This is a genomic window from Tellurirhabdus bombi (assembly GCF_021484805.1).
In the GTDB taxonomy this organism is placed as follows: Bacteria; Bacteroidota; Bacteroidia; order Cytophagales; family Spirosomataceae; genus Tellurirhabdus; species Tellurirhabdus bombi.
Genome location: NZ_CP090557.1, coordinates 1,725,510 through 1,745,635, shown reverse-complemented (window position 1 = coordinate 1,745,635; position 20,126 = coordinate 1,725,510). Strand labels below are relative to the sequence as shown.

The window sequence follows — 20,126 nt, the reverse complement described above, 5'->3', positions numbered from 1 at the left end:
GTGGGTGCAAAGGTAGCGCAATTATTTGCTTTCATGCAACACTTTTGACCAAATAAATTTAATAAATAATCGAATATTGACTCAATACGCTGATAGACAAGACACAAAACATGACAATAATTCAGCAAATTTTATTCATTATCGCTTTAGCCACTGTATCCTGGCTGATCGCAAAGCGCGTTAAGCTTATTCAACGGACCATTCGACTGGGTAAACCCGAAAACCGGACCGACCATCCTCAGGAGCGGCTTAGCATTATGCTGCGCGTTGCCTTTGGCCAGAAAAAAATGATGACCAACTGGACGGTTGGCATCATGCACTTCATTATTTACGTTGGCTTTCTGATCATCAATATTGAAGTGCTGGAAATTATTCTGGACGGCATTTTTGGAACTCACCGGCTTTTTGCCCCTTACCTGGGTGCGGTCTATCCGTTTCTGATCAACGTCTTTGAAGTGCTGGCCGTTGGAGTTCTAACGGTTTGCGTGGTCTTTCTTTGTCGCCGCTACCTGACGCGGGTAGGCCGGTTTCAGCCCGAAAGGCACCGGGAAATGGGCCGTTGGCCCCGCCTGGACGCGACTTTAATTCTGACCCTTGAAATTCTCCTGATGATTGCCTTCCTGACCTGGAACGCTTCGGACAGCGTTTTACGAGAACGCGGCGTTGAACACTACGCCCAGGCTTCGACAGGTGATTTTTTTGTAAGTCAATTTCTGAAGCCGCTGTTCACAAACTGGGATACCACGGCCCTGATTGTCTACGAGCGATTTGCGTGGTGGTTCCACATTCTGGGTATTCTGGCTTTCGGGCTTTACGTCACGTATTCAAAGCACCTGCACATCGTGCTGGCCTTCCCAAATACGTATTTCTCGGATCTGAAGCCCAAAGGCGAGATGAACAACATGCCCGACATTACGAAGGAAGTTCAACTAGCCCTTGGCGTCGCCCAGGCCGACCCGAACGAAGCCCCTGCTGAAATTGGTCGCTTCGGAGCGAAGGACGTATTTGATTTATCGTGGAAAAGCCTCATGGATGCCTATAGCTGCACAGAATGCGGTCGTTGTACGGCGGCCTGTCCCGCCAATATTACCGGCAAAAAACTGTCGCCCCGAAAGATCATGATGGACACCCGCGACCGGCTGGAAGACATTGGCCGCAACATGCAGGCGCATAACGGCACCTTCGAGGACGATAACAAAACGCTTCTTAATGATTATATTCTGGTGGAGGAAATCAACGCTTGCACCACCTGTCAGGCCTGCGTGCAGGAGTGCCCCGTGAATATCAATCCGCTGGAAATTATTCTGCAATTGCGCCGCTATAAAGTCATGGAAGAAGCCCAGGCGCCCGCCGCCTGGAACGCCATGTTTAGCAATGTCGAAAACAACATGGCGCCCTGGAAATTTTCGCCCGGCGACCGATTCAACTGGGCCGACCAAGTCAATCAATAAATTTCACGCATTTCGGGTCTGTAACGTTCGCTTTGAAACAGCCCGATAACCGAAGTAAATAACCTATGGACGCAACCCCTGAAAAAACATATAAAGTACCGACCATGGCCGAACTAGCCGCCAACGGCGAAGAACCAGACGTTTTGTTCTGGGTCGGCTGCGCCGGTTCGTTCGATGATCGGTACAAAAAAGTAACCATTGCTTTTGTCAAAATCCTGAATCACGTTGGGATTAAGTTTGCCGTTCTGGGTACCGAAGAAGCATGTACGGGCGATCCGGCCCGGCGTGCGGGCAATGAGTTTTTGTTCCAGATGCAGGCGATGGGCAATATTCAGGTTTTGAATGGCTATAACGTCAAAAAAATCGTGACAGCCTGCCCCCACTGTTTCAATACGCTCAAGAACGAATATCCAGAGCTGGGCGGAAACTACGAGGTCATTCACCATTCACAATTCCTGCAAGGGCTGATTAATGAAGGAAAAGTTACGCTCAAAGGCGGAGGCACCTTCAAAGGCCGGAAAATTACGTTTCATGACTCTTGCTACCTGGGCCGGGCCAACAAAATTTACGAAGCCCCGCGCGAAGTTTTGCAAACCCTGGACGCCGAACTGGTGGAGATGAAGCGGTGTAAAACCAAAGGACTTTGCTGCGGAGCGGGCGGCGCTCAATACTTCAAGGAGCCGGAACCGGGCCGGAAAGACATCAATGTCGAACGCACGGAAGAAGCGCTGGCGACGGGTGCAGATACCATTGCAGTTGCCTGCCCGTTCTGCATGACGATGATGAGCGATGGCATCAAAAACAAAGAGCGGGAAGATTCTGTAAAAGTATACGACTTAGCGGAACTCCTGGCGCAGGCTCAAAGTTTGTAAAGTGTGTTCGGGCAAACTGAACACAACGAACGAGCAATTACGGCCATGTGGATTGATTTTGATCAACTTTCTGATACCGCGCGGATCTGGATTTACCAATCTAGCCGCCCCTTAACTGAGGCCGAAGCGGCGGCCATCGAGCAGAATTTGCAACCTGTGGTAGCCAATTGGGCAGCGCACGGTACGCCGCTGCTGGCCTCGGCGGCGGTTTATCACAATCGCTTTGTGGTTATTGGTGTCGATGAGGGGCACCACCAGCCTAGCGGATGCTCCATTGATGCTTCGGTAGGCTGGGTTCGCGAAATGAGCAAGGCGCTCAACGTAGACTTTTTCGACCGTTCGGTGGCTTATATTGCTGCGGATGGATCGGTACAAACGCTGGCTTTACCGCAATTGAAAGCTGCCGTAGCGGAGGGGACCATTTCGCCAGACACCACCATTTTCAATAATTTAGCCGCAACAAAAGCCGAACTCCAGCGTAACTGGCAGGTCAAAGCTTCCGAATCCTGGATGAAGCGGTATTTTAAAAACCAGACGGTCTAATGGCAGAAACTCTTGTTCTTCCGCAGACAGCTGACCGCCAGGAAGTATACGATAGCTTGTTGCCCCAACTGGAAGCGCTGACTACCGACGAACCAGATCTGGTGGCTAACCTGGCAAATATAGCCGCCGCCCTGAAAGAAGCTTTTGGCTTTTTCTGGGTGGGTTTTTACCTGAAAAAAGAGTCGCAGTTGGTACTTGGGCCGTTTCAGGGGCCAATTGCCTGCACGCGGATTCAGCTTGACAAAGGCGTTTGCGGAGCCGCTTATTCCCGCCGGGAGACGATGCTGGTGCCAGATGTTGAGCAGTTTCCAGGGCATATTGCCTGTAGTTCCGCCTCCAAATCCGAAGTCGTCGTTCCTGTATTCGACAAAGACGGCCAGGTCGCGATGGTGCTGGACGTAGACAGCGACGAACTGAATGATTTTAGCGAAACCGATGCACGAGCGCTGGAAAAAGTAGCTAGCCTGATTACTGCTTTACTGTAATATTGCCCGGAGTACTTCTCGTTTTCGGGCGGGACCGGGATGTTTTTCGACCAAAAATCCGGCGGCTTTCAGATTACGCTGTACGTATCCTTTCGAACAGTATGTGGTTAGAATGCCGCCGGGTTCCATCATTCCCGCAACCAATTCGAAAATTTCCTGCGTCCAGAGTTCGGGCTGGCCTTCCGGTGCAAAGGCATCGTAATAAACGAGATTGTAAGTCTGCATCGCCCGAAAATCCTGTAGCTTTCCGTTGTGTTTCCACAGCTTAAAGAAAAGCGTTAGCTCAACCCACTGATTCCAGGCGGCCTGGTGCAGGGCTACCGTTTGATCGGTGTGAAGGACCTCATCAAAATTCAACTGTTCGGCTTCGCTTAAAGGCAGCGGGTAAGCCTCAATCGACGTATACTCAACTGATTTCTGCGCCTTTTCTACTTCGTTTAGAGTTAATAAGGCGTTCAAGCCTGTTCCGAAACCCATCTCAAAAAGCCGTATCTGGTCGAAACGAGCAAAGGCCGCCTGTAGCCCTAATTCAATAAAAACCCGTTGTGATTCCTGCCACGCGCCGAATATAGAATGGTAATGCTGCCCAACTTCAGCGTTCCAGACTGAATGCGAGCCATCGGCCGTGATTACTAAGCGCTCCTGCGTTTTATTTTCCGAGTTGCTCATTGTATCTTCGCGGGGTTAAAATTTGCATAATTTGTATGATACAACGTGTTCAAAGCATATTTCTGTTTTTAATTGCCGTGTCGATGGGTGTTTTGCTAAGTACGCCCATTTGGGAAAAATCAGGCCTAAATAACGAAACGGCTCAACTAACGGCCTTACGCCTCACACACACGCAGGGAACGTCTTCAGTCATCACGCCCACGTATTATTTAGCCATTCTGGCCGTTCTGGTGCTTGGCATTTCTATTTTTACCATTTTCAAATTCCGCAACCGCCTGCTGCAAATGGGTATGTGCGCGGTAAATGCCATTTTGCTGACAGCAACGATGGGTGTCGTTCTGTACCTGACGCTTTACAAAGCCAAAGAATTCTTCAATCCTACTGATCAGGGAAACTTTACCTTTGGCTTCTATGCGCTGGTAGCGGCCCTGATTTTTAACATGCTGGCCAATCGTTTCATTCGTCGAGACGAAAAACTGGTGCAAGAGTCGAACCGGTTGCGCTAAGACACGACGGCCTCGGTGGCTAAGCCGAGGCTACTTTCTTACACCAGCCCTTCCTTCAGCAAATCGTGCAGGTGGACAAATCCTTTCAGCTGGTTTTCTTCTATCACGATTAATTGCGTGATGCTCCGATCCTGCATGATCTTCAAGGCTTCGGTAGCGTAGTCATCCGGCGCCACGGAAATAGGCGATGCAGTCATAATATCACGAGCGTGAAGGCCTGTCAGGTCATCATGCTGATTGAGCATTCGGCGGAGATCACCGTCGGTGACAATACCCAGCACTTTCTCTTCATCAACAACCGCCGTACATCCCAATCGTTTGGACGTCATTTCTAGAATAACTTCGTGGATGGTGGCTTCCGGCGAAACGGCAGGCAAGGCGTTGTGCGGGTAAATATCACAAACTTTGAGGTACAGTCGTTTGCCGAGCGCCCCGCCGGGATGGTAACGGGCAAAATCCTGTCGGGTAAATCCCCGCGCCTCCAGCAAACTAACGGCCAGCGCATCGCCCAGCGCCAGGGTTACCGTAGTGCTCGTTGTTGGTGCCAGATCGAGCGGATCGGCTTCGCGGTCGCAGGGAGCCACTAAAACAAAATCGGCGTGCGTGGCCAAATAAGAATTTGTCTGGCTGACCAGCGCAATAAGCTGTACACCGGTTCTTTTCAGAAGCGGCACCAGCACTTTAATTTCGGGCGTATTGCCACTTTTGGAGATGGCAATGACCACATCGCTGGCCTGAATCATGCCTAAATCCCCGTGAATTGCATCGGCGGCGTGCATAAATAGCGCCGGAGTACCGGTCGAATTGAGGGTGGCAACTATTTTTTGGCCGATAAGCGCACTTTTTCCAACCCCGGTAATGACAACCCGACCCGAGCTTTGCAGGATAGCTTCAACAATTTGTTCAAATTCATCACCAATAAATTCAATTGCCTGATGAATTGCGGCGGCTTCGGCCAAGAGAACATTCTTAGCCGTTGACTGAATATTTTTTTTAAGTAATTTCAACGTTGCTTTAGTCAAATAGTTTTTACCTAACTTTATAGACAAAGATACAGCTAAAAATAGGACAGTAATTCTCTGTGATTTGAGATGATAACGCAGCAGGTAGACCAGACAATACAAGTCACTCTAAAGGATAAGCTTAAAGAAATATTCGGATATAGCCAGTTTCGGGGCGATCAGGAGATTATTATCCACAATATTCTGGCCGGGCAGAATACATTCGTCATTATGCCGACGGGTGCCGGAAAATCATTGTGTTACCAGTTGCCCGCCCTGGTGTGCGAAGGAACGGCTATTGTGATTTCTCCCCTTATTGCGCTGATGAAAAACCAGGTGGATCAGTTGAATGCTTTTGGCATCAACGCCCAATTCCTGAATTCAACGCTGACCAAGGCCGAAATCAACAAGGTAAAGCGCGACACGCTCGACGGTACGCTCAAACTACTTTACATTGCGCCGGAGTCGCTGACAAAAGAAGAAAACTTAGATTTTCTTAAAAAGGCGTGCATTTGCTTCGTCGCCATCGATGAAGCGCACTGTATCTCTGAGTGGGGACACGACTTCCGGCCCGAATACCGCAAGATACGGGGCATCATCGACAGCATCGGTAACTTACCCGTTATTGCCCTGACGGCCACCGCTACGCCTAAAGTTCAGCAGGACATTATCAAAAACCTCCAGATGGAGGATGCATCGGTATTTAAAACGTCATTTAACCGGAAAAATCTTTACTACGAAATCCGCCCGAAGATTGATGAGAAAAAACAGCTCATCAAATACATTAAAAACAACAAAGGAAAATCGGGTATTGTCTACTGCCTGAGTCGCAAATCGGTTGAAGAAATTGCGGAGCTGCTGACTGTCAACGATATCAAAGCCCTGCCCTACCACGCGGGTCTTGACCCACAAACGCGGATGCACAATCAGGATGCCTTCCTGAATGAAGAGGCCGACGTTATTGTGGCTACCATTGCCTTTGGAATGGGAATCGATAAACCAGACGTGCGGTTCGTGATTCATTACGACGCGCCCAAATCGCTGGAAGGCTATTATCAGGAAACGGGCCGGGCGGGCCGCGATGGGCTGGAAGGTAACTGCATCATGTTCTACAGCATTGACGACATTGTTAAGCTGGAGAAATTCAACAAAGACAAATCGGTTACTGAACGCGACAACGCCAAACACCTGCTCATGGAAATGGTGTCGTATGCCAATCTGGGTGCCTGCCGTCGCCGCCAGCTTCTGAGCTACTTCGGCGAATACATGGACAAAGATTGCGGCTTCTGCGATAACTGCCTGAAACCGACCGAAAAATTCAAAGTACAGGATGAAGTAGTGCTGGCTCTCCAGACCATTTTTCAAACGGGCCAGCGCTTCGATGCCGACCACATTGCCGATGTTCTGACTGCCACGGACAACCAGTACATCAGTAGCTACGAGCATGATCGGCTAGACGTTTACGGCAAGGGCAAGGAGATCAACGAAAGCCAGGAATTCTGGTGCTCGCTGATACGTCAGTTGACCATTTACGGATACATCGATAAAGACGTTGATAACTACGGCATTCTGAAATTGAGTGCTAAAGGAGCGGCCTACATCGAAGACCCTTATTCGGTAGCTCTCTCGAAAGACCACAATTACACGCAGGCGGAAGAAACCAAAAGCGAAGACGAGGACAAAGATGCCGGTCCTTCGTCGGGGAACGCGTACGACGAAGCCTTACTTGGCTTGCTAAAAGCGCTCCGGAAAAAAATAGCCAAAGAGAAAAACCTGCCCCCTTACGTAATCTTCCAGGATCCGTCGATGGAAGAAATGGCAACGACTTACCCGACTACGCGCGAAGAAATGGCGCAGATCAACGGGGTCGGGATGGGGAAAGTGGCCAAATTTGGCAAACCGTTTATTGACCTGATTTCCAAATACGTAGAGGAAAACGACATCGAAACCGCGAAAGATGTGGTCGTGAAGTCGATGGTTAATAAGTCGAAAGTAAAAATTTACATCATTCAGCAAATCGACCGTAAAGTAGACCTCGAAGAAATTGCCGAAGCCAAAGGCTTGTCGATGGAAGAGCTTACGGAAGAAATTGAACACATCTGTTACTCCGGTACGCGCCTCAATCTGGATTATTACATTAACCAGATCATGGACCGTGACCGCCAGGAAGAGATTTTCGATTACTTCATGAGTGCTGAAACGGATAATATTGGTGTTGCCATGCGTGAGTTTGCCGGTGATGACTTTTCGGAAGAAGAGCTCCGGTTGATGCGCATTAAATTCTTATCAGAAGTTGCTAATTAGCGTGAATGATGAACCATGAACCCGACAACGTGCTCACTGCGCGCTTCGCTTCATCGTTCATCATTCATTAACTTTCCTAATGAAAATACTAATACTCGGTTCGGGGGGAAGAGAACATGCCTTTGCTTGGAAACTATCCCAAAGCCCCCTTTGTGATCAGTTGTTTGTAGCGCCGGGAAACGCCGGTACCGCTCAAGTTGCTACCAACCTGCCAGTGGCCGCCACTGATTTTGAAGCAGTTGCAGACCTTCTTCGCCAGCATCAGATCGATTTGCTGATTGTTGGGCCAGAAGAACCACTGGTCAAAGGCATCGTTAATTTCCTGCGCGCCAAAGAGGAATTTGCTAGTCTGCGGATTGTTGGCCCTGACCAGCAAGGCGCGCAATTGGAAGGCAGCAAGGACTTTTCTAAAAAGTTCATGGATCGCTACGGCATTCCAACGGCGGCTTCCCAGACCTTTACGACGGAAAACCTGGAAGAAGGCATATCGTACCTCGCAGCTCATTCCCTGCCGATTGTGCTGAAAGCCGATGGTTTGGCCGCCGGGAAGGGCGTGATTATCACAGAAGATCGGACGGAAGCGCAGGACGTGCTTCGTCAGATGCTGAGCGGCGAAAAGTTTGGTGCGGCCGGCAGCAAGGTCGTTATAGAACAATTCCTGCGTGGCATTGAGCTGTCCGTTTTTGTTTTAACCGACGGAACCAATTACAAAATCCTGCCCGAGGCCAAAGACTACAAGCGGATTGGCGAAGGCGATACGGGTCCTAATACGGGTGGTATGGGCGCCGTGTCACCGGTTAAGTTTGCGACGAATACCTTCCTGAAAAAGGTAGAAGAAAAGGTTGTTCAGCCAACTTTGTCTGGTTTGCAGCAAGAAAATATTCATTATCAGGGCTTTATTTTTGTGGGCCTGATGAATGTGAAAGGCGAACCTTATGTTATTGAATATAATACCCGGATGGGTGATCCCGAAACCGAAGTGGTGCTGCCCCGCATTCAGACTGACTTTGTTGAACTCATGGCTGCTACAGCCGACGGCGAACTAGACAAAGTAAATCTGAACGTTTCTCCGCAAACGGCGGTGACGACCGTGGTCGTGGCAGGCGGTTATCCAGACGCTTACGAAAAAGGCCATAACATTACGGAACTCGCTTCGTTAGAAGATGTGACAGCATTCCACGCGGGCACAGCCACCGGCCAAAATGGGCATGTCACCACCAATGGCGGGCGTGTTTTGGCGCTGACGGCTTTGGCTAATTCGCTGGAAAATGCCGTTCAGAAATCTCAGAAAGCTGCCCGAACCGTGCAGTTTGACGGGAAATATTACCGGAAAGACATCGGGCTTGACCTGATCCGGTATCAGGATTAGTTAAGAGTTAAGCGTTAATAATTTGGCTTACAATCCAATCATGCTTGTTAACTCTTAACTCCTAACTCTTAATCGTGCTGGTAAAACCAGCCTTAACTATAAAGAGTTATGGGATGTAAATCATGTACAACCGGAGGGTGCGGTTCGCGAAAAGCGGACGGAGCCGTATCTGGTTGCCGCAATAATGGGGCCTGTGGCACTGGCGGATGCAATAAAATGAACGTTTTTGACTGGCTGAGTAACATGGAGGCTCCCTCCATTCACCGGTTTGACGTAGTAGAAGTTAAGTTTAAAGGAGGTCGGAAAGAATATTACCGCAATCCGCACCAATTGGATTTAACAACGGGTGATTTTGTGGTAGTTGAAATGCAGACAGGTTTTCATATTGGCTGTGTTTCGTTGCAAGGAGAACTGGTTCGGCTGCAAATGCTGAAAAAAGCCATCCAGGTAAATGACGATTTAAAGGTAATTCACCGGGTTGCGGCCCCGAAAGACCTGGAAAAGCATGATCAGGCTATTGCTCGTGATTTGCCGACGATGTACCGCACGCGCGAAATCGTTAAAGAGCTAAAACTGAACATGAAGCTGTCGGATGTAGAGTTTCAGTCTGACAACACTAAAGCCACGTTTTATTACTCTTCAGACGAGCGGGTTGACTTCCGGGAACTGATTAAATTGCTGGCATCTGAATTTAAGATTCGGGTCGAAATGCGTCAGATTAGCCTCCGGCAGGAAGCAGGGCGGCTCGGTGGGATTGGCTCTTGTGGTCGTGAACTGTGCTGCTCGACCTGGCTAACCGATTTTAAAAACATCACGACTTCGGCGGCGCGTTATCAAAACCTGTCGCTGAATCCCAGTAAACTGTCGGGCCAGTGTGGACGCCTGAAGTGCTGCCTGAATTACGAGCTTGAAACGTACATGGATGCGTTGCGCGATATTCCGCAGGTAGAAAAGCCTCTGGAAACACAGAAAGGCCGCGCTACGCTCCAAAAGACGGATATTTTCCGGAAAATCATGTGGTTCGGGTATAGCACCGAAAGCACCTGGTATCCGCTTCCAATCGCTCGGGTATTGCAGATCATTGAGCTTAATAAGCAAGGAGTTATTCCTGAATCGTTTGATGTGCTTGAGCCCATGGGCGAGAAAAAAGAAGGCCTGAAAATAGCCGCCTTAAACAGTGATCTCGAACGGCTGGATAAAAAATTCAGCACGAAAACGGATCCTAAAAAGAAGAAACGCAAGAAAAAACCATCCGATGGTCAGGCCGTTCAGGCCAATGCTAATGCTGAAAAGCCGAAGCATAATCAGAACGGCCAGTCTTCAGAAAGAAGAGGGCCACGGCAATAAAAAAGCCCCGACTCACTGAGTCGGGGCTTTTTTAACTTTTTTGTTCCTGGGCCAGGAAATCTCTCAAACAGCTTCGAATGGCCACAATCAGATCATATTCTGTGGCTTTGAGCACTACTTCTTCGGGTAACTTACAGAACTTGACAAAAGCCGACAGACGAGGTCCTTTCAAATCCGTAATCCGGGCGAGCCAGACTGTATCCATGCGTGTTTCGTATTGCTGCTGCCGGATTTCCTGCTGGAATATTTCCTGTGTTCTGCGCTCACGTTTGGCCTGTCGGCTGAACTTACCGTAAAGGGCTGAAACGGGACCCTTAAAAGTCATTTTCGGGGCCAGATTCTGGTAATCATACCCCGCACGCCCGTTCTTGCCCAACGATATACCCGCAATGTCGCGCGGTGCTTCAATAATAATTTTGGGTTTTATGACAGGATTTAGCTTTAGAAACTGGCGCTTAAATTCTTCTTCCGTCCAGCCTTTTAGGGTAAACTCCCTCAGATTAACCACATCAGGAACCAACTTTATGATAAGCTCTGCTTGCTCCGGCAGAACAACTATCTTCACTGTTTTATAGCCTACACACGATACCTGCAAGGTGTCGCCCGCTAATGCGCTTAGCCGGAAATACCCGTTTTCATCGCTCAGCATTGCACGTCGGTTTTGCCGGTTCTGCACGGTTGCCTGCGGGATGGGTTTGCCGCTCGGCTCATCCCGGACATAACCGGTAAGAGGGACTTGCGCCAGAGCAGCCGATTCAATTCCTAGCCCGATAATTAGGAACAGTAACCATTTTTTCATGGGAGTAAGGTTTTGGCCTTCCCAACATAACGAAAAAGGACGGCATGCCGCGTACCGTCCTCTCTTTTTAACATTTTTTAGTAGCAACCGCCTTAAAAATCACCGGAGTAGAACGGGCTGAACACGTAATAGGTGCTATCGCGCCGCTCCCGTTTGGGGGCCGTTTCGATAAAAAGCACGTAACGTCTGTCTTTTTCTATGTTGTTGCCCTCAGGCGACAAGGTACCCGGAGCCCATTCGTAGTAGGGCCGCTCACGGGAATAAAGCATTTTCACCTGACGAACATGAATTTTCTCAACCGCCGCCGCATCAACTTCCTGATCATCAATGAATACCGTCATGTCTTTGCTAAATTCCTTGTAGACCTGGAGGTAATGATTTTTGGTTCGCTCAACAAGCGCGTCTCTCCGCTTGAAAAAAGTAGCCTCCAGCAAACCGTTCATGGTATAGGAACGTGAATTGCCCGTTGGATGATCGGTAAGTGCCATCGCCTTCGCAAACGCGAAAAAGTTTGTCCGCAGCGAGTCTGTTGCCATACTTGCAGCAGGGCTAGTTTCAACCAAAAGCTTGTAGCTGGTTTCAGCCATTTCAGAATTTTTGCTGAGCAGAAAAATTTCCACCACGCGATTCGGGTCAACCTTAGCAAACGGGGTAGAATCTACCTGAACCCCATTGATGTAGTAATCGATGCTTTTAAAATTGGCTCCTTTCAGAGAGAGCCGATTCTTTTCCATAGCCAATGTAAGACCACCATGTAAGCTAGTGTTGGATTGATAATTTCCTTCTTTGGATTTGTACAGCCCTTGCTCAAAAAACCAATTTTTGTGTCTGAACTGATTAAAGAGAACGCGACTTTTATTTGTTTCCGGCAGCTTTGAAGGACTATCTCCCATTAAGACTTCTTCTACCAGGTTAACCTCTTCCGGTTTTTTCTCTTCCCGCCAGTTTTGGCAAGCCATGATAACGGCAATCGTCAATAACCAAAGCAGTCCATAACGCCACCAGGCCCGGTCGTGGTCGGTGGAGTTGATCATCCGAATCCGTTCTTTGACCCCCGAACGCTCGAAGTGATTCGTGAATGTATATCGATGTTTCATTAGTAGGACGTACTTGTTAACGAAAACCATTACTCATTGACATAAAGCAATACATGCCGGTCTATACCCTTAGAGGTACTTTTTGTTACGACAGCATGAAGCTTTTCCAGGTTTATACTCCGTACGGCCTCGACGTTTACAGGCTGGTTATTGATGTAGTAAGCAGCCGGTTTATCGTAGGGTGCCAGCTTACCCGCATCATCAATATAAACACCTAGATTTGAATTACGCAGTTTAGGATTATTTCTCAATACATCACCACTGGCCGATGACGAACCATATCCTTCTCCCTGACCTATCGATTTCTCACCTTCATAAATGAGATAATTCATTTTGTGGGCTTTGATCCAATCGGTGACTTCCTGTTCATCGGCGGCAACCTGAACCGCTAATTCTGAAGGCAAGCTAAATAATTTTAGTTCTGCAACCGGACCAATGCCGCATTCTCCTTTTGTGCCAATATAGCCTCCCATAGACGCAATCGGCTTCATGGTTATGCTTGTTTGACTTCCATCGTCTATCTCACAATAGCCACTTCGTTTCATGCTTACTTTGGCACGAGTGACGTAATGATTGAGCGGATCGTAGCGAATCTCACTTAGATCAAATGTGTAGCCAAATTGCTTCGCTTCCTGCCGCAACGCCATCAGATCATCCAAGGTAATATTGGGTGTAACAACCCAGTATAGTCGATCTCCCTGCCGTTTAAAAAGCTGGCGAACTGGTGCTTTTTTAGCTTGACCACTAGCCACAGAATCAGCAATCGTTACTAACTCTGGTTTATTGACAACTTCGTCAAGAACGGATTCGTGCTGGCTTGAGTCAACCGCAGGGAAGGCTAACCCTGTTGGTTCTTCTGTTAGCACTTTTTCGGCCGGCTCTTCCCGCTTGTCCGCTGTTTTTTGTAGCGTTTCTCTGGGTGAGGTCAACAAAGTCACTGTGGATTTTTTTACGTTCCCGCTGCCGATAGCCAGGGTTGCTGTACCAAGCATAGCTAGCAGAACGCCCCCATAACCCCAGGTAGAATAGTTGGAAAAACGTCGATTCATCATGGCAATTCGCTGTTTAATGCGGTGACTATTGAATGAATTAGCCAAGGCCTTCGGCTTTGAATTGGCCGAAAAACTGGCTTTTAGCAAGTGATACTGATACGCTTTCCGGTCAACGCCTTCCTCCAGCACTTCCCGATCAACTAAATATTCCAGATTTTCCTGAACAAGTCGCTGGTGCCACCACACAAACGGATTTATCCAGAACACGATTCGCAGCATTTCACTGGTTAAAATATCCAGACTATGCCATTGCCGACAATGCACCCGCTCATGCGCTAAAATTTGCGCTAACTCATCAGGATCGTACCGGTTACTGTCTATCACAATCCAGTGAAAGAATGAAAACGGCGAGCTCACGGCCTCATTTTCAACTAGCCAAACATCTTCTTCCCGCTCTTTCTCCGAGCGTGTAATCAGTCTTGTCAGCGAAGTCAGTTGCAGCAGAAAATGCAACCCTAGCAACCCTACTCCTACCGCATACAACCAGCCCAACACCACCAGCCAGTTGATGGATTGATCTACAGAGGGTGCCCTCATGTCAAGATGTGCGCCCGGAAAATCGTTTATGGGCTGCCGAAGGACTACCGGGGGCGTTGCCGCCTGAAGCTGGGGTAGAGCGGGTAAGGTTTTCTGCACCAGCTGACGAACAGGCTCTGGCCGAAAATCGGGTAGCTCAACCAGCGGCAAACCCAATGACAGGACAACATTGAACCAGAGCAAATAGCGATTCAGCTCAAACCACGTAGCCCGACGAAGCAAAAACCAGTAGCTGAGCGTCAGCACGCCCATAATCAGACTCGCTTGCAACAGATAGATAGGGAGACTCATAGCTACTCACCTTTTTCGATCATTTTGATGATATCCTTTAATTCGTCTACGGAAATTTTATCCCTGCGCGCGAAATAGCTGACCAGATTTTTGTACGAATCATCAAAATAATCCGACACTACTTTTTTGAGTACAAAGCGATTTTGGTAATCTTCCTTAGCAATAATCGGGTAATACTGGTGCGTATTGCCGTAGGCCTGGTGGCCCACATAGCCTTTCTCCTCCAGATTTCGAACAATGGTCGAAACCGTGTTGTAGTGAAGCGGCGGATCAGTAAAAAAAGGCAGCATGTCCTTTACAAACGTCTGCTCTAGTTTCCACAAGACTTGCATCACCTCTTCTTCTTTAGTGGTTAATTTTTCCATTTCGTTAAAATTATTTATTGGATTGACCCGCTTATTTAGCCGGATCGTGAACTGACTTAAATCCAAGTTATAACGATTTATATAGTTTGCAAACTATTTTTATAGTTTTTTATTTAACGCTTTTTTCCCGGGAGCACGCGAAATTGGAATCTTAGACAGACACTTGTAGTTTTGTAAAAAAAGGAAAGCATGAAAACCTATAAGCATTGGCTCCTTGGCCTGGTTTTTCTGATTGGCGGCTGCGATACCAATGCGGTTTTCAAAGAAATTTATGACATTGAAGGCGGGAAATGGCATGTGACGCAGGTGCCGTCTTTTTCTTTCCAGATTGCAGACACAACGGCCACCTATTCCATTTACTACAATGTGCGCAATAGTGTATCGTATCCTTATTATAATCTGTATATCCGCCGCAACCTAATCGACTCTACCAAGAAAAATCTGGAATCGCGGCTGGACCAGCTCATTCTGCTCGACCCTAAAACGGGTAAACCCTATGGTGATGGCCTCGGCGATTTATTCGATCACAAAATAAAAGTGGTTAGCCAATACCGCTTTCCTCATGCGGGTACTTATACGCTCCAGTTGCGGCAATACATGCGCCAGAACCCCCTGCCCGAAATTTACAGCATAGGAATCAGCGTGGAAAAAGACATCTAATGGAAAAATACCTCTCTTTATTTCCGCTTAATCTGGTTGCTTATCCGGGCGAAGACCTGAATCTGCACATTTTCGAGGAACGATACCGCCAGCTCATCAACGAATGTCTCGCTACGGGCGAAACGTTTGGGCTGCCAGCCTTCATCAACAACAAGATGCCGGGTTACGGCACCGAAATGCGCGTAACTACGTTGCACAAACGCTATGATGATGGCCGCATGGACATTAAAACCCAGGGGTTGGGCATTTTTCGGATAGTAAATCACCAAAACCCGGCACCCGGTAAATTATTCGCGGGAGGCAATGTGGAGACGATTGATACGCCTGCCGAACAAGGCGCGTTCCAGTCTGAATTGCGGAGCCAGGTCCTGCGGCTTTACGAACTGCTAAAAATTGAGGCGACTGTCGATTTCGAGCCGCCTCTGCTCTCCTACCGGATTGCGCACAAAATCGGCCTGTCCGTCGAGGAAGAATACAAGCTTTTAACCATTGCAAGCGAAGACGAACGGCAGCAATTTCTGATTCGTCACCTCAAACGCGTGATGCCCGTTGTGTCGGAAATGGAACGTACTAAAGACCGCATTCGGATGAATGGCCACTTCAAGAATCTGGATCCGCTAAGTTTTTAACGCAAAACGCCCCGTCAATCCACTAACTTTTTGACCGGCTTGGGTAACTTCTGCTTGATTTCTTCGACGTTCATGGGTCGGGTTTTCTGTCGTTCGGCTTCGCCGATCAGGAATCCGTACGGCTTGAGCGGTTCCACGGCGTCGAAGATTACTTTCAGAATGGCCGTCATCGGCAAGGCCAGCACCAAACCGGCTACGCCCCATAACTGCCCCCACATCAACAAAACGATAATGGCCGCCAGTGGGTTGATACTTACTTTAGAGCCGACAATGTAGGGCGTTATGAAATTCCCTTCCAAAATCTGAACAAACAGAAAAACGCCGACAACGCCCAAAGCTACCAGGGGATTATCGTTCGACAGCAGGGTAAAAAGAGTTGGTAGCAACGATCCGATCAAAATACCGACGTAGGGAATCAGGATCATAACGGCCCCAAAGAAGCCAAAAAACACCGCGTAGTCGACGCCCAGAATAAACAGGCCCGTTGTGTTCAGAATGCCCACAATCACGATTACAGAAACCAAGCCAACCAGGTAATCTTTGACGACTTCGTAAATCCGACCCAGAACCGAGTCCAGTTTGGCCCGCTTCGTCGAGCTAAATACTTTGTAAAAAAAGGATCTAAAAAAGTCCCGGTACAGCATCAGGAAAAAGATGTACAGGGGCATCAGGGAAATGGTAGACAGCGTATTAGTTGTTGCCAGAAGCGTGGTGGTAAGGATCGAGCCACTTTCGCGAATCAGGTTATTGAAATAACTCCGGGCTTCGTTCATCTGCTTCTTCCGGTCGATGTTCAGGTTATTCTCCCCAAACTCCAACGCCTTGTCAATCATCATGTTTGCCTTCTCCATTAACTTAGGGGCTTCGCTGGTGAAGTTGGAGATCTGGAGTGAAATCAGATAGAAAAACAAATACAACGTCCCAATTACCAGTATGAGACAGATAATAATTGCCAGCACCCGGGGCACTCGCCAGGATTCCAGTTTGCGGTCGATGGGATAGAGAATCATCGCCAGCAGCACCGAAAAAATCAGTGAAACGACTAATTCCTGCATGACCGACATCCAGTAAACCAACAGCGTAATTGTAATTAATAAACAGGCAAATTTGACATAAGCCGGTAACTTTAGCTCCGCGTATTTATTCTCCATCTTTATTCTTGAATAATGCCATCATTTTTAATTTTTCTTTTCTCGCTTAAAGTAGCTTTTTGCACCTGCCATGCCGAAAATAAACAGAGCGGTTTTCGAAGCGGTCGATCGCACTACACGGTCAAACGCCTGGGAAGGTTGCCAAAAGCCATTAACGAAAGTTCGGGTTTAGTGTACCGCTCCGGTTCCAATACGTTCTGGACCCACAACGACAGCGGTGGCCGTCCAACACTGTATGAGGTTTCTCCAAATGGTATGCTGCTTGATTCATTACCGTTGCCCTTTCTTTCGAACATCGATTGGGAAGCCATTAGCCAGCGGGACTCAACGGTACTCTTCATCGGTGACATTGGTAATAACCAGAATACACGCCGAAAGTTGACGATTTATCGCGTTCGAGTTAAACAACCCGATCAACCGGAAGTAATTACGTTTCAATACGCTAACCAAAGGGATTTTCCGCCGGCGAAAGATACGCGGAATTTCGATAGTGAAGCCCTGGTGTATGCCCACGACTCGCTGTTTATTGTCTCAAAAAACCGCTCCCAGCCCCGGCGACCCGTGAATCTGTACGGCATGCCCAGCCAGCCCGGCGACTACAAACTGCTTCCAAAAGATAGCGTCTACCTGAAAAGTATGGTAACCGATGCCAGCCTCAGCCCCGACGGCAAAACGCTGGCTGTTCTGACGTATGGCAAGATTTTTCTGTTCGAAACCAAAGACGGAGAGGTGTCTTTTGGTAAACCAAACCGCTGCCTGCGTATCCCACGCGGGCAAACCGAAGGCATCAGCTTTGTCAACAACACAGATTTTGTGATGTCTAACGAACGGGGAAAGCTTTTTCTGGTCAAAAAGAAACAAAGGAAACAAGCACCGAATCGGTGACACTGAGTTCAAATAGTTATCAGCCGCATGTGCTTCGGAGTGAGGATAATATTTTCTTACTCAGCGCCTTTATTAAGTTTTTGTTAAGACTTATATTGTCTTCATAAAATTGCTGATACACAGCGTACCTTCGAATTCTATTTTACCAACAAGCAAACCAATGAGCGCAGCCAAAGCTTCGCAACAACTGCATCGTATACTGGTTGTCGATGACGACCCGGATATCGTCGAATTGCTCCAGTACAACCTCGAAAAAGAAGGTTACGATGTCCGCACCGCTCCCGATGGACGAAAAGCGGTAGAGACAGCCCGCAACTTTTCTCCCGAACTTGTTTTATTAGACATCATGATGCCCCATATGGATGGCATCGAAGCCGGCAGACAACTGCGCGAAATACCCGAACTCCGCCAAACGTATATTCTTTTCCTGACGGCCCGTTCGGAAGAATATTCTGAAGTGGCTGCTTTTGAAGTAGGTGCTGATGACTACATCACCAAACCCATCAAGCCGCGCGCGCTGATGAGCCGCATCAACGCCCTTTTCCGGCGGGAAGCGCAGAAGGCTGATACGGGCGATCAGGTTCAGGTAGCCGACCTGGTGATTAGCCGGAAAAATTATACCGTGACGCAGGGCGAGAAATCAGTTGTGTTGCCGAAAAAAGAATTTGAGCTCTTATTCTTCCTCGCGCAGTCTCCTAACAAGGTTTTTAACCGGGAAGAGCTGTTACAAAAAATCTGGGGTGCTGATATTTACGTTCTGGAGCGTACCGTTGACGTTCACATCCGGAAGCTCCGCGAAAAAATTGGCGAAACGTATATCCGAACCCTGAAAGGCGTTGGGTATATGTTCACCGACCAGCCCGAATAAAAAGGCGAAGTAATCGTTTCCAGCGAGCGAGGCGCATGCTTCGCCCGCTGGAAATAACTCTAGTTCTTCGTTGTAAGCCGCGTAGTAGGGTCCACGCCAACTGGATCCATTGGAAGTTTACCGGCAACTTCTCTTTCTTTTCTGCGTAATTTTGTTGCATGTCGCTCAGTCCCCGTTTCATTGCCTTTTTACTCGCTTTCCTGATTGCCGTCAGTACGGTTGCCTTTCTGACGTTTGTGGAAGGCGTTACGAAAAACATGCTGTTTGTAGCGGCGGCGTCTTCGCTGGTGGTCTCGTTTTTTCTGATTCTTTTCGCCATTGAGCTTCTGGTCTACCGCGAAGTGAACAAGATGTACAAAACGATTCACAAACTGCGGATGCGGGATTTTTCGGTTTCCCGCAAGAACCTCATCAAGAGCAACAATCCATTCAAAAAGCTGAACGACGAAATTTTTGTTTACGTCGCCAAAAAGCAGCAGGAAATTGAGGAATTGAAAAAGCTGGAACAATTTCGGCGCGAATTTCTGGCCGATGTTTCCCACGAGCTGAAAACGCCCGTTTTCGCCGCGCAGGGCTTCATTCATACGCTCATCGACGGCGCAATCGACGACGAATTTGTACGGGATAAATTTCTGGCCAAAGCCGCCAAAAGCCTGGATGGTTTGGATGCGCTGGTGAAAGATCTGGTTGCTCTTTCTCAGATGGAAACCGGCGAAATCAGAATGCATTTCGAGCAAGCTGATTTGAGCCACATTACCCAGGAAGTTTTTGAGCAATTGGAAAAAACTGCCCAGAACCGGAATACAACCCTCAAGCTGAAAACCGATGTTCCAGGACCGGTTTGGGTCAAAGTCGATACCCAGCGCATCACGCAGGTAATGACAAATCTGGTGGAAAACGCCATCAAATATGGCAACGATAACGGCAAAGTGCTGGTTACGCTGGAAGAAGATAGAAAGCACATTCACGTGTCTATTCGCGACAATGGCCCCGGCATTCCGCCCGAACACCTCAGCCGCATTTTTGAGCGTTTTTACCGCGTAGACAAAAGCCGTTCGAAAGAACGCGGTGGCACCGGCCTGGGACTCGCCATCGTCAAACACATCCTGAATGCCCACAAGACCAAGATCACGGTCATGAGCAAATTGGAAAAAGGAACGACGTTTAGTTTCAAACTGGAAAAGTCGGAGTAGTATTCTTCCATAAAAGCCATCTTTTGCAGGAACTTTAGGGGTTGGGGCTAAG

20 protein-coding genes are annotated in these 20,126 nt (G+C 48.3%); 13 read left to right on the top strand and 7 right to left on the bottom strand.

Annotated elements, in window-relative coordinates:
• Positions 1-110 precede the first annotated feature (110 nt).
• The 4 genes from L0Y31_RS07550 (at position 111) to L0Y31_RS07535 (ending at position 3,351) form a co-directional block, all read left to right on the top strand.
• Positions 111-1,451 (top strand): 4Fe-4S dicluster domain-containing protein, encoded by a 1,341-nt coding sequence (locus tag L0Y31_RS07550; protein ID WP_234736507.1) that lies wholly within the window; start codon positions 111-113, stop codon positions 1,449-1,451.
• A 65-nt stretch (positions 1,452-1,516) separates the two neighbouring features.
• Positions 1,517-2,323 (top strand): (Fe-S)-binding protein, encoded by an 807-nt coding sequence (locus tag L0Y31_RS07545; RefSeq protein WP_234736506.1) that lies wholly within the window; start codon positions 1,517-1,519, stop codon positions 2,321-2,323.
• Positions 2,324-2,326: 3 nt separating this feature from the next.
• A complete protein-coding gene (locus L0Y31_RS07540; RefSeq protein WP_310587139.1) occupies positions 2,327-2,866 on the top strand; it encodes a hypothetical protein in 540 nt (179 codons plus the stop codon).
• Positions 2,866-3,351 (top strand): GAF domain-containing protein, encoded by a 486-nt coding sequence (locus tag L0Y31_RS07535; protein ID WP_234736505.1) that lies wholly within the window; start codon positions 2,866-2,868, stop codon positions 3,349-3,351. Before L0Y31_RS07540 ends, L0Y31_RS07535 begins: the two co-directional genes overlap by 1 nt.
• On the opposite strand, the gene mnmD is transcribed toward L0Y31_RS07535, so the two are convergent.
• Entirely contained in the window at positions 3,343-4,020 is a 678-nt protein-coding gene (mnmD, locus tag L0Y31_RS07530) for a tRNA (5-methylaminomethyl-2-thiouridine)(34)-methyltransferase MnmC2 (RefSeq protein ID WP_234736504.1), read from the bottom strand. The genes L0Y31_RS07535 and mnmD overlap by 9 nt on opposite strands.
• A 35-nt stretch (positions 4,021-4,055) precedes the next feature.
• Between mnmD and L0Y31_RS07525 the strand changes: the two genes are divergently transcribed.
• Positions 4,056-4,526, top strand: coding sequence for a DUF4293 domain-containing protein (locus L0Y31_RS07525; protein ID WP_234736503.1), 471 nt, complete (start codon positions 4,056-4,058; stop codon positions 4,524-4,526).
• 38 nt (positions 4,527-4,564) lie between these two features.
• Here L0Y31_RS07525 and L0Y31_RS07520 read toward each other — a convergent pair whose 3' ends face one another.
• A complete protein-coding gene (locus L0Y31_RS07520) occupies positions 4,565-5,533 on the bottom strand; it encodes a KpsF/GutQ family sugar-phosphate isomerase (protein ID WP_234736502.1) in 969 nt (322 codons plus the stop codon).
• Between the two features lie 84 nt (positions 5,534-5,617).
• On the opposite strand from L0Y31_RS07520, the gene recQ reads away from it, so the two are divergent.
• From recQ to L0Y31_RS07505, 3 genes are all read left to right on the top strand, one after another.
• Entirely contained in the window at positions 5,618-7,831 is a 2,214-nt protein-coding gene (gene recQ / locus L0Y31_RS07515) for a DNA helicase RecQ (protein ID WP_234736501.1), read from the top strand.
• A 79-nt stretch (positions 7,832-7,910) separates the two neighbouring features.
• Positions 7,911-9,200, top strand: a complete 1,290-nt coding sequence (purD, locus tag L0Y31_RS07510) for a phosphoribosylamine--glycine ligase (RefSeq protein WP_234736500.1) — start codon at positions 7,911-7,913, stop codon at positions 9,198-9,200.
• A 216-nt stretch (positions 9,201-9,416) separates the two neighbouring features.
• Complete coding sequence (locus L0Y31_RS07505; RefSeq protein WP_234736499.1) at positions 9,417-10,547, top strand: PSP1 domain-containing protein; 1,131 nt, start codon at positions 9,417-9,419, stop codon at positions 10,545-10,547.
• A gap of 31 nt (positions 10,548-10,578) precedes the next feature.
• Here the strand turns inward: L0Y31_RS07505 and L0Y31_RS07500 are convergent, their stop codons facing one another.
• The 4 genes from L0Y31_RS07500 to L0Y31_RS07485 form a co-directional block, all read right to left on the bottom strand.
• Positions 10,579-11,346 (bottom strand): carboxypeptidase-like regulatory domain-containing protein, encoded by a 768-nt coding sequence (locus tag L0Y31_RS07500; RefSeq protein WP_234736498.1) that lies wholly within the window; start codon positions 11,344-11,346, stop codon positions 10,579-10,581.
• Between the two features lie 92 nt (positions 11,347-11,438).
• Positions 11,439-12,443, bottom strand: a complete 1,005-nt coding sequence (locus L0Y31_RS07495) for a hypothetical protein (protein WP_234736497.1) — start codon at positions 12,441-12,443, stop codon at positions 11,439-11,441.
• A 29-nt stretch (positions 12,444-12,472) separates the two neighbouring features.
• Positions 12,473-14,323, bottom strand: coding sequence for a M56 family metallopeptidase (locus tag L0Y31_RS07490; RefSeq protein WP_234736496.1), 1,851 nt, complete (start codon positions 14,321-14,323; stop codon positions 12,473-12,475).
• A 2-nt stretch (positions 14,324-14,325) separates the two neighbouring features.
• Positions 14,326-14,688, bottom strand: coding sequence for a BlaI/MecI/CopY family transcriptional regulator (locus L0Y31_RS07485; RefSeq protein ID WP_234736495.1), 363 nt, complete (start codon positions 14,686-14,688; stop codon positions 14,326-14,328).
• Positions 14,689-14,877: 189 nt separating this feature from the next.
• Here L0Y31_RS07485 and L0Y31_RS07480 point away from each other — a divergent pair, with 189 nt between their 5' ends.
• Positions 14,878-15,348 (top strand): gliding motility lipoprotein GldH, encoded by a 471-nt coding sequence (locus L0Y31_RS07480; RefSeq protein ID WP_234736494.1) that lies wholly within the window; start codon positions 14,878-14,880, stop codon positions 15,346-15,348.
• A complete protein-coding gene (locus L0Y31_RS07475; protein ID WP_234736493.1) occupies positions 15,348-15,977 on the top strand; it encodes an LON peptidase substrate-binding domain-containing protein in 630 nt (209 codons plus the stop codon). The genes L0Y31_RS07480 and L0Y31_RS07475 overlap by 1 nt, the downstream gene beginning before the upstream one ends.
• Positions 15,978-15,991: 14 nt before the next feature.
• On the opposite strand, the gene L0Y31_RS07470 is transcribed toward L0Y31_RS07475, so the two are convergent.
• On the bottom strand, positions 15,992-17,128 hold the full coding sequence (locus L0Y31_RS07470) for an AI-2E family transporter (RefSeq protein WP_234736492.1): 1,137 nt from the start codon (positions 17,126-17,128) through the stop codon (positions 15,992-15,994).
• A 15-nt stretch (positions 17,129-17,143) separates the two neighbouring features.
• On the opposite strand from L0Y31_RS07470, the gene L0Y31_RS07465 reads away from it, so the two are divergent.
• The 3 genes from L0Y31_RS07465 (at position 17,144) to L0Y31_RS07455 (ending at position 20,074) form a co-directional block, all read left to right on the top strand.
• Entirely contained in the window at positions 17,144-18,013 is an 870-nt protein-coding gene (locus L0Y31_RS07465; RefSeq protein ID WP_234736491.1) for an SdiA-regulated domain-containing protein, read from the top strand.
• Positions 18,014-18,173: 160 nt separating this feature from the next.
• Positions 18,174-18,881: a response regulator transcription factor gene (locus L0Y31_RS07460; protein WP_234736490.1), complete on the top strand. Its 708-nt coding sequence runs from the start codon at positions 18,174-18,176 to the stop codon at positions 18,879-18,881.
• Positions 18,882-19,039: 158 nt separating this feature from the next.
• Positions 19,040-20,074, top strand: coding sequence for a sensor histidine kinase (locus tag L0Y31_RS07455; protein WP_234736489.1), 1,035 nt, complete (start codon positions 19,040-19,042; stop codon positions 20,072-20,074).
• Positions 20,075-20,126 lie beyond the last annotated feature (52 nt).

What these genes read in the sequence shown, in the direction of transcription:
- L0Y31_RS07460 (WP_234736490.1), top strand. Translation starts at nt 18,174, where the DNA reads ATGAGCGCAGCCAAAGCTTCGCAACAACTGCATCGTATACTGGTTGTC.
- L0Y31_RS07505 (WP_234736499.1), top strand. Translation starts at nt 9,417, where the DNA reads ATGAACGTTTTTGACTGGCTGAGTAACATGGAGGCTCCCTCCATTCAC.
- purD (WP_234736500.1), top strand. Translation starts at nt 7,911, where the DNA reads ATGAAAATACTAATACTCGGTTCGGGGGGAAGAGAACATGCCTTTGCT.
- L0Y31_RS07465 (WP_234736491.1), top strand. Translation starts at nt 17,144, where the DNA reads ATGCCATCATTTTTAATTTTTCTTTTCTCGCTTAAAGTAGCTTTTTGC.
- mnmD (WP_234736504.1), bottom strand. Translation starts at nt 4,020, where the DNA reads ATGAGCAACTCGGAAAATAAAACGCAGGAGCGCTTAGTAATCACGGCC.
- L0Y31_RS07500 (WP_234736498.1), bottom strand. Translation starts at nt 11,346, where the DNA reads ATGAAAAAATGGTTACTGTTCCTAATTATCGGGCTAGGAATTGAATCG.
- L0Y31_RS07525 (WP_234736503.1), top strand. Translation starts at nt 4,056, where the DNA reads ATGATACAACGTGTTCAAAGCATATTTCTGTTTTTAATTGCCGTGTCG.
- L0Y31_RS07535 (WP_234736505.1), top strand. Translation starts at nt 2,866, where the DNA reads ATGGCAGAAACTCTTGTTCTTCCGCAGACAGCTGACCGCCAGGAAGTA.
- L0Y31_RS07490 (WP_234736496.1), bottom strand. Translation starts at nt 14,323, where the DNA reads ATGAGTCTCCCTATCTATCTGTTGCAAGCGAGTCTGATTATGGGCGTG.
- L0Y31_RS07550 (WP_234736507.1), top strand. Translation starts at nt 111, where the DNA reads ATGACAATAATTCAGCAAATTTTATTCATTATCGCTTTAGCCACTGTA.
- L0Y31_RS07470 (WP_234736492.1), bottom strand. Translation starts at nt 17,128, where the DNA reads ATGGAGAATAAATACGCGGAGCTAAAGTTACCGGCTTATGTCAAATTT.
- L0Y31_RS07455 (WP_234736489.1), top strand. Translation starts at nt 19,040, where the DNA reads ATGTCGCTCAGTCCCCGTTTCATTGCCTTTTTACTCGCTTTCCTGATT.
- L0Y31_RS07480 (WP_234736494.1), top strand. Translation starts at nt 14,878, where the DNA reads ATGAAAACCTATAAGCATTGGCTCCTTGGCCTGGTTTTTCTGATTGGC.
- recQ (WP_234736501.1), top strand. Translation starts at nt 5,618, where the DNA reads ATGATAACGCAGCAGGTAGACCAGACAATACAAGTCACTCTAAAGGAT.
- L0Y31_RS07495 (WP_234736497.1), bottom strand. Translation starts at nt 12,443, where the DNA reads ATGAAACATCGATATACATTCACGAATCACTTCGAGCGTTCGGGGGTC.
- L0Y31_RS07485 (WP_234736495.1), bottom strand. Translation starts at nt 14,688, where the DNA reads ATGGAAAAATTAACCACTAAAGAAGAAGAGGTGATGCAAGTCTTGTGG.
- L0Y31_RS07545 (WP_234736506.1), top strand. Translation starts at nt 1,517, where the DNA reads ATGGACGCAACCCCTGAAAAAACATATAAAGTACCGACCATGGCCGAA.
- L0Y31_RS07475 (WP_234736493.1), top strand. Translation starts at nt 15,348, where the DNA reads ATGGAAAAATACCTCTCTTTATTTCCGCTTAATCTGGTTGCTTATCCG.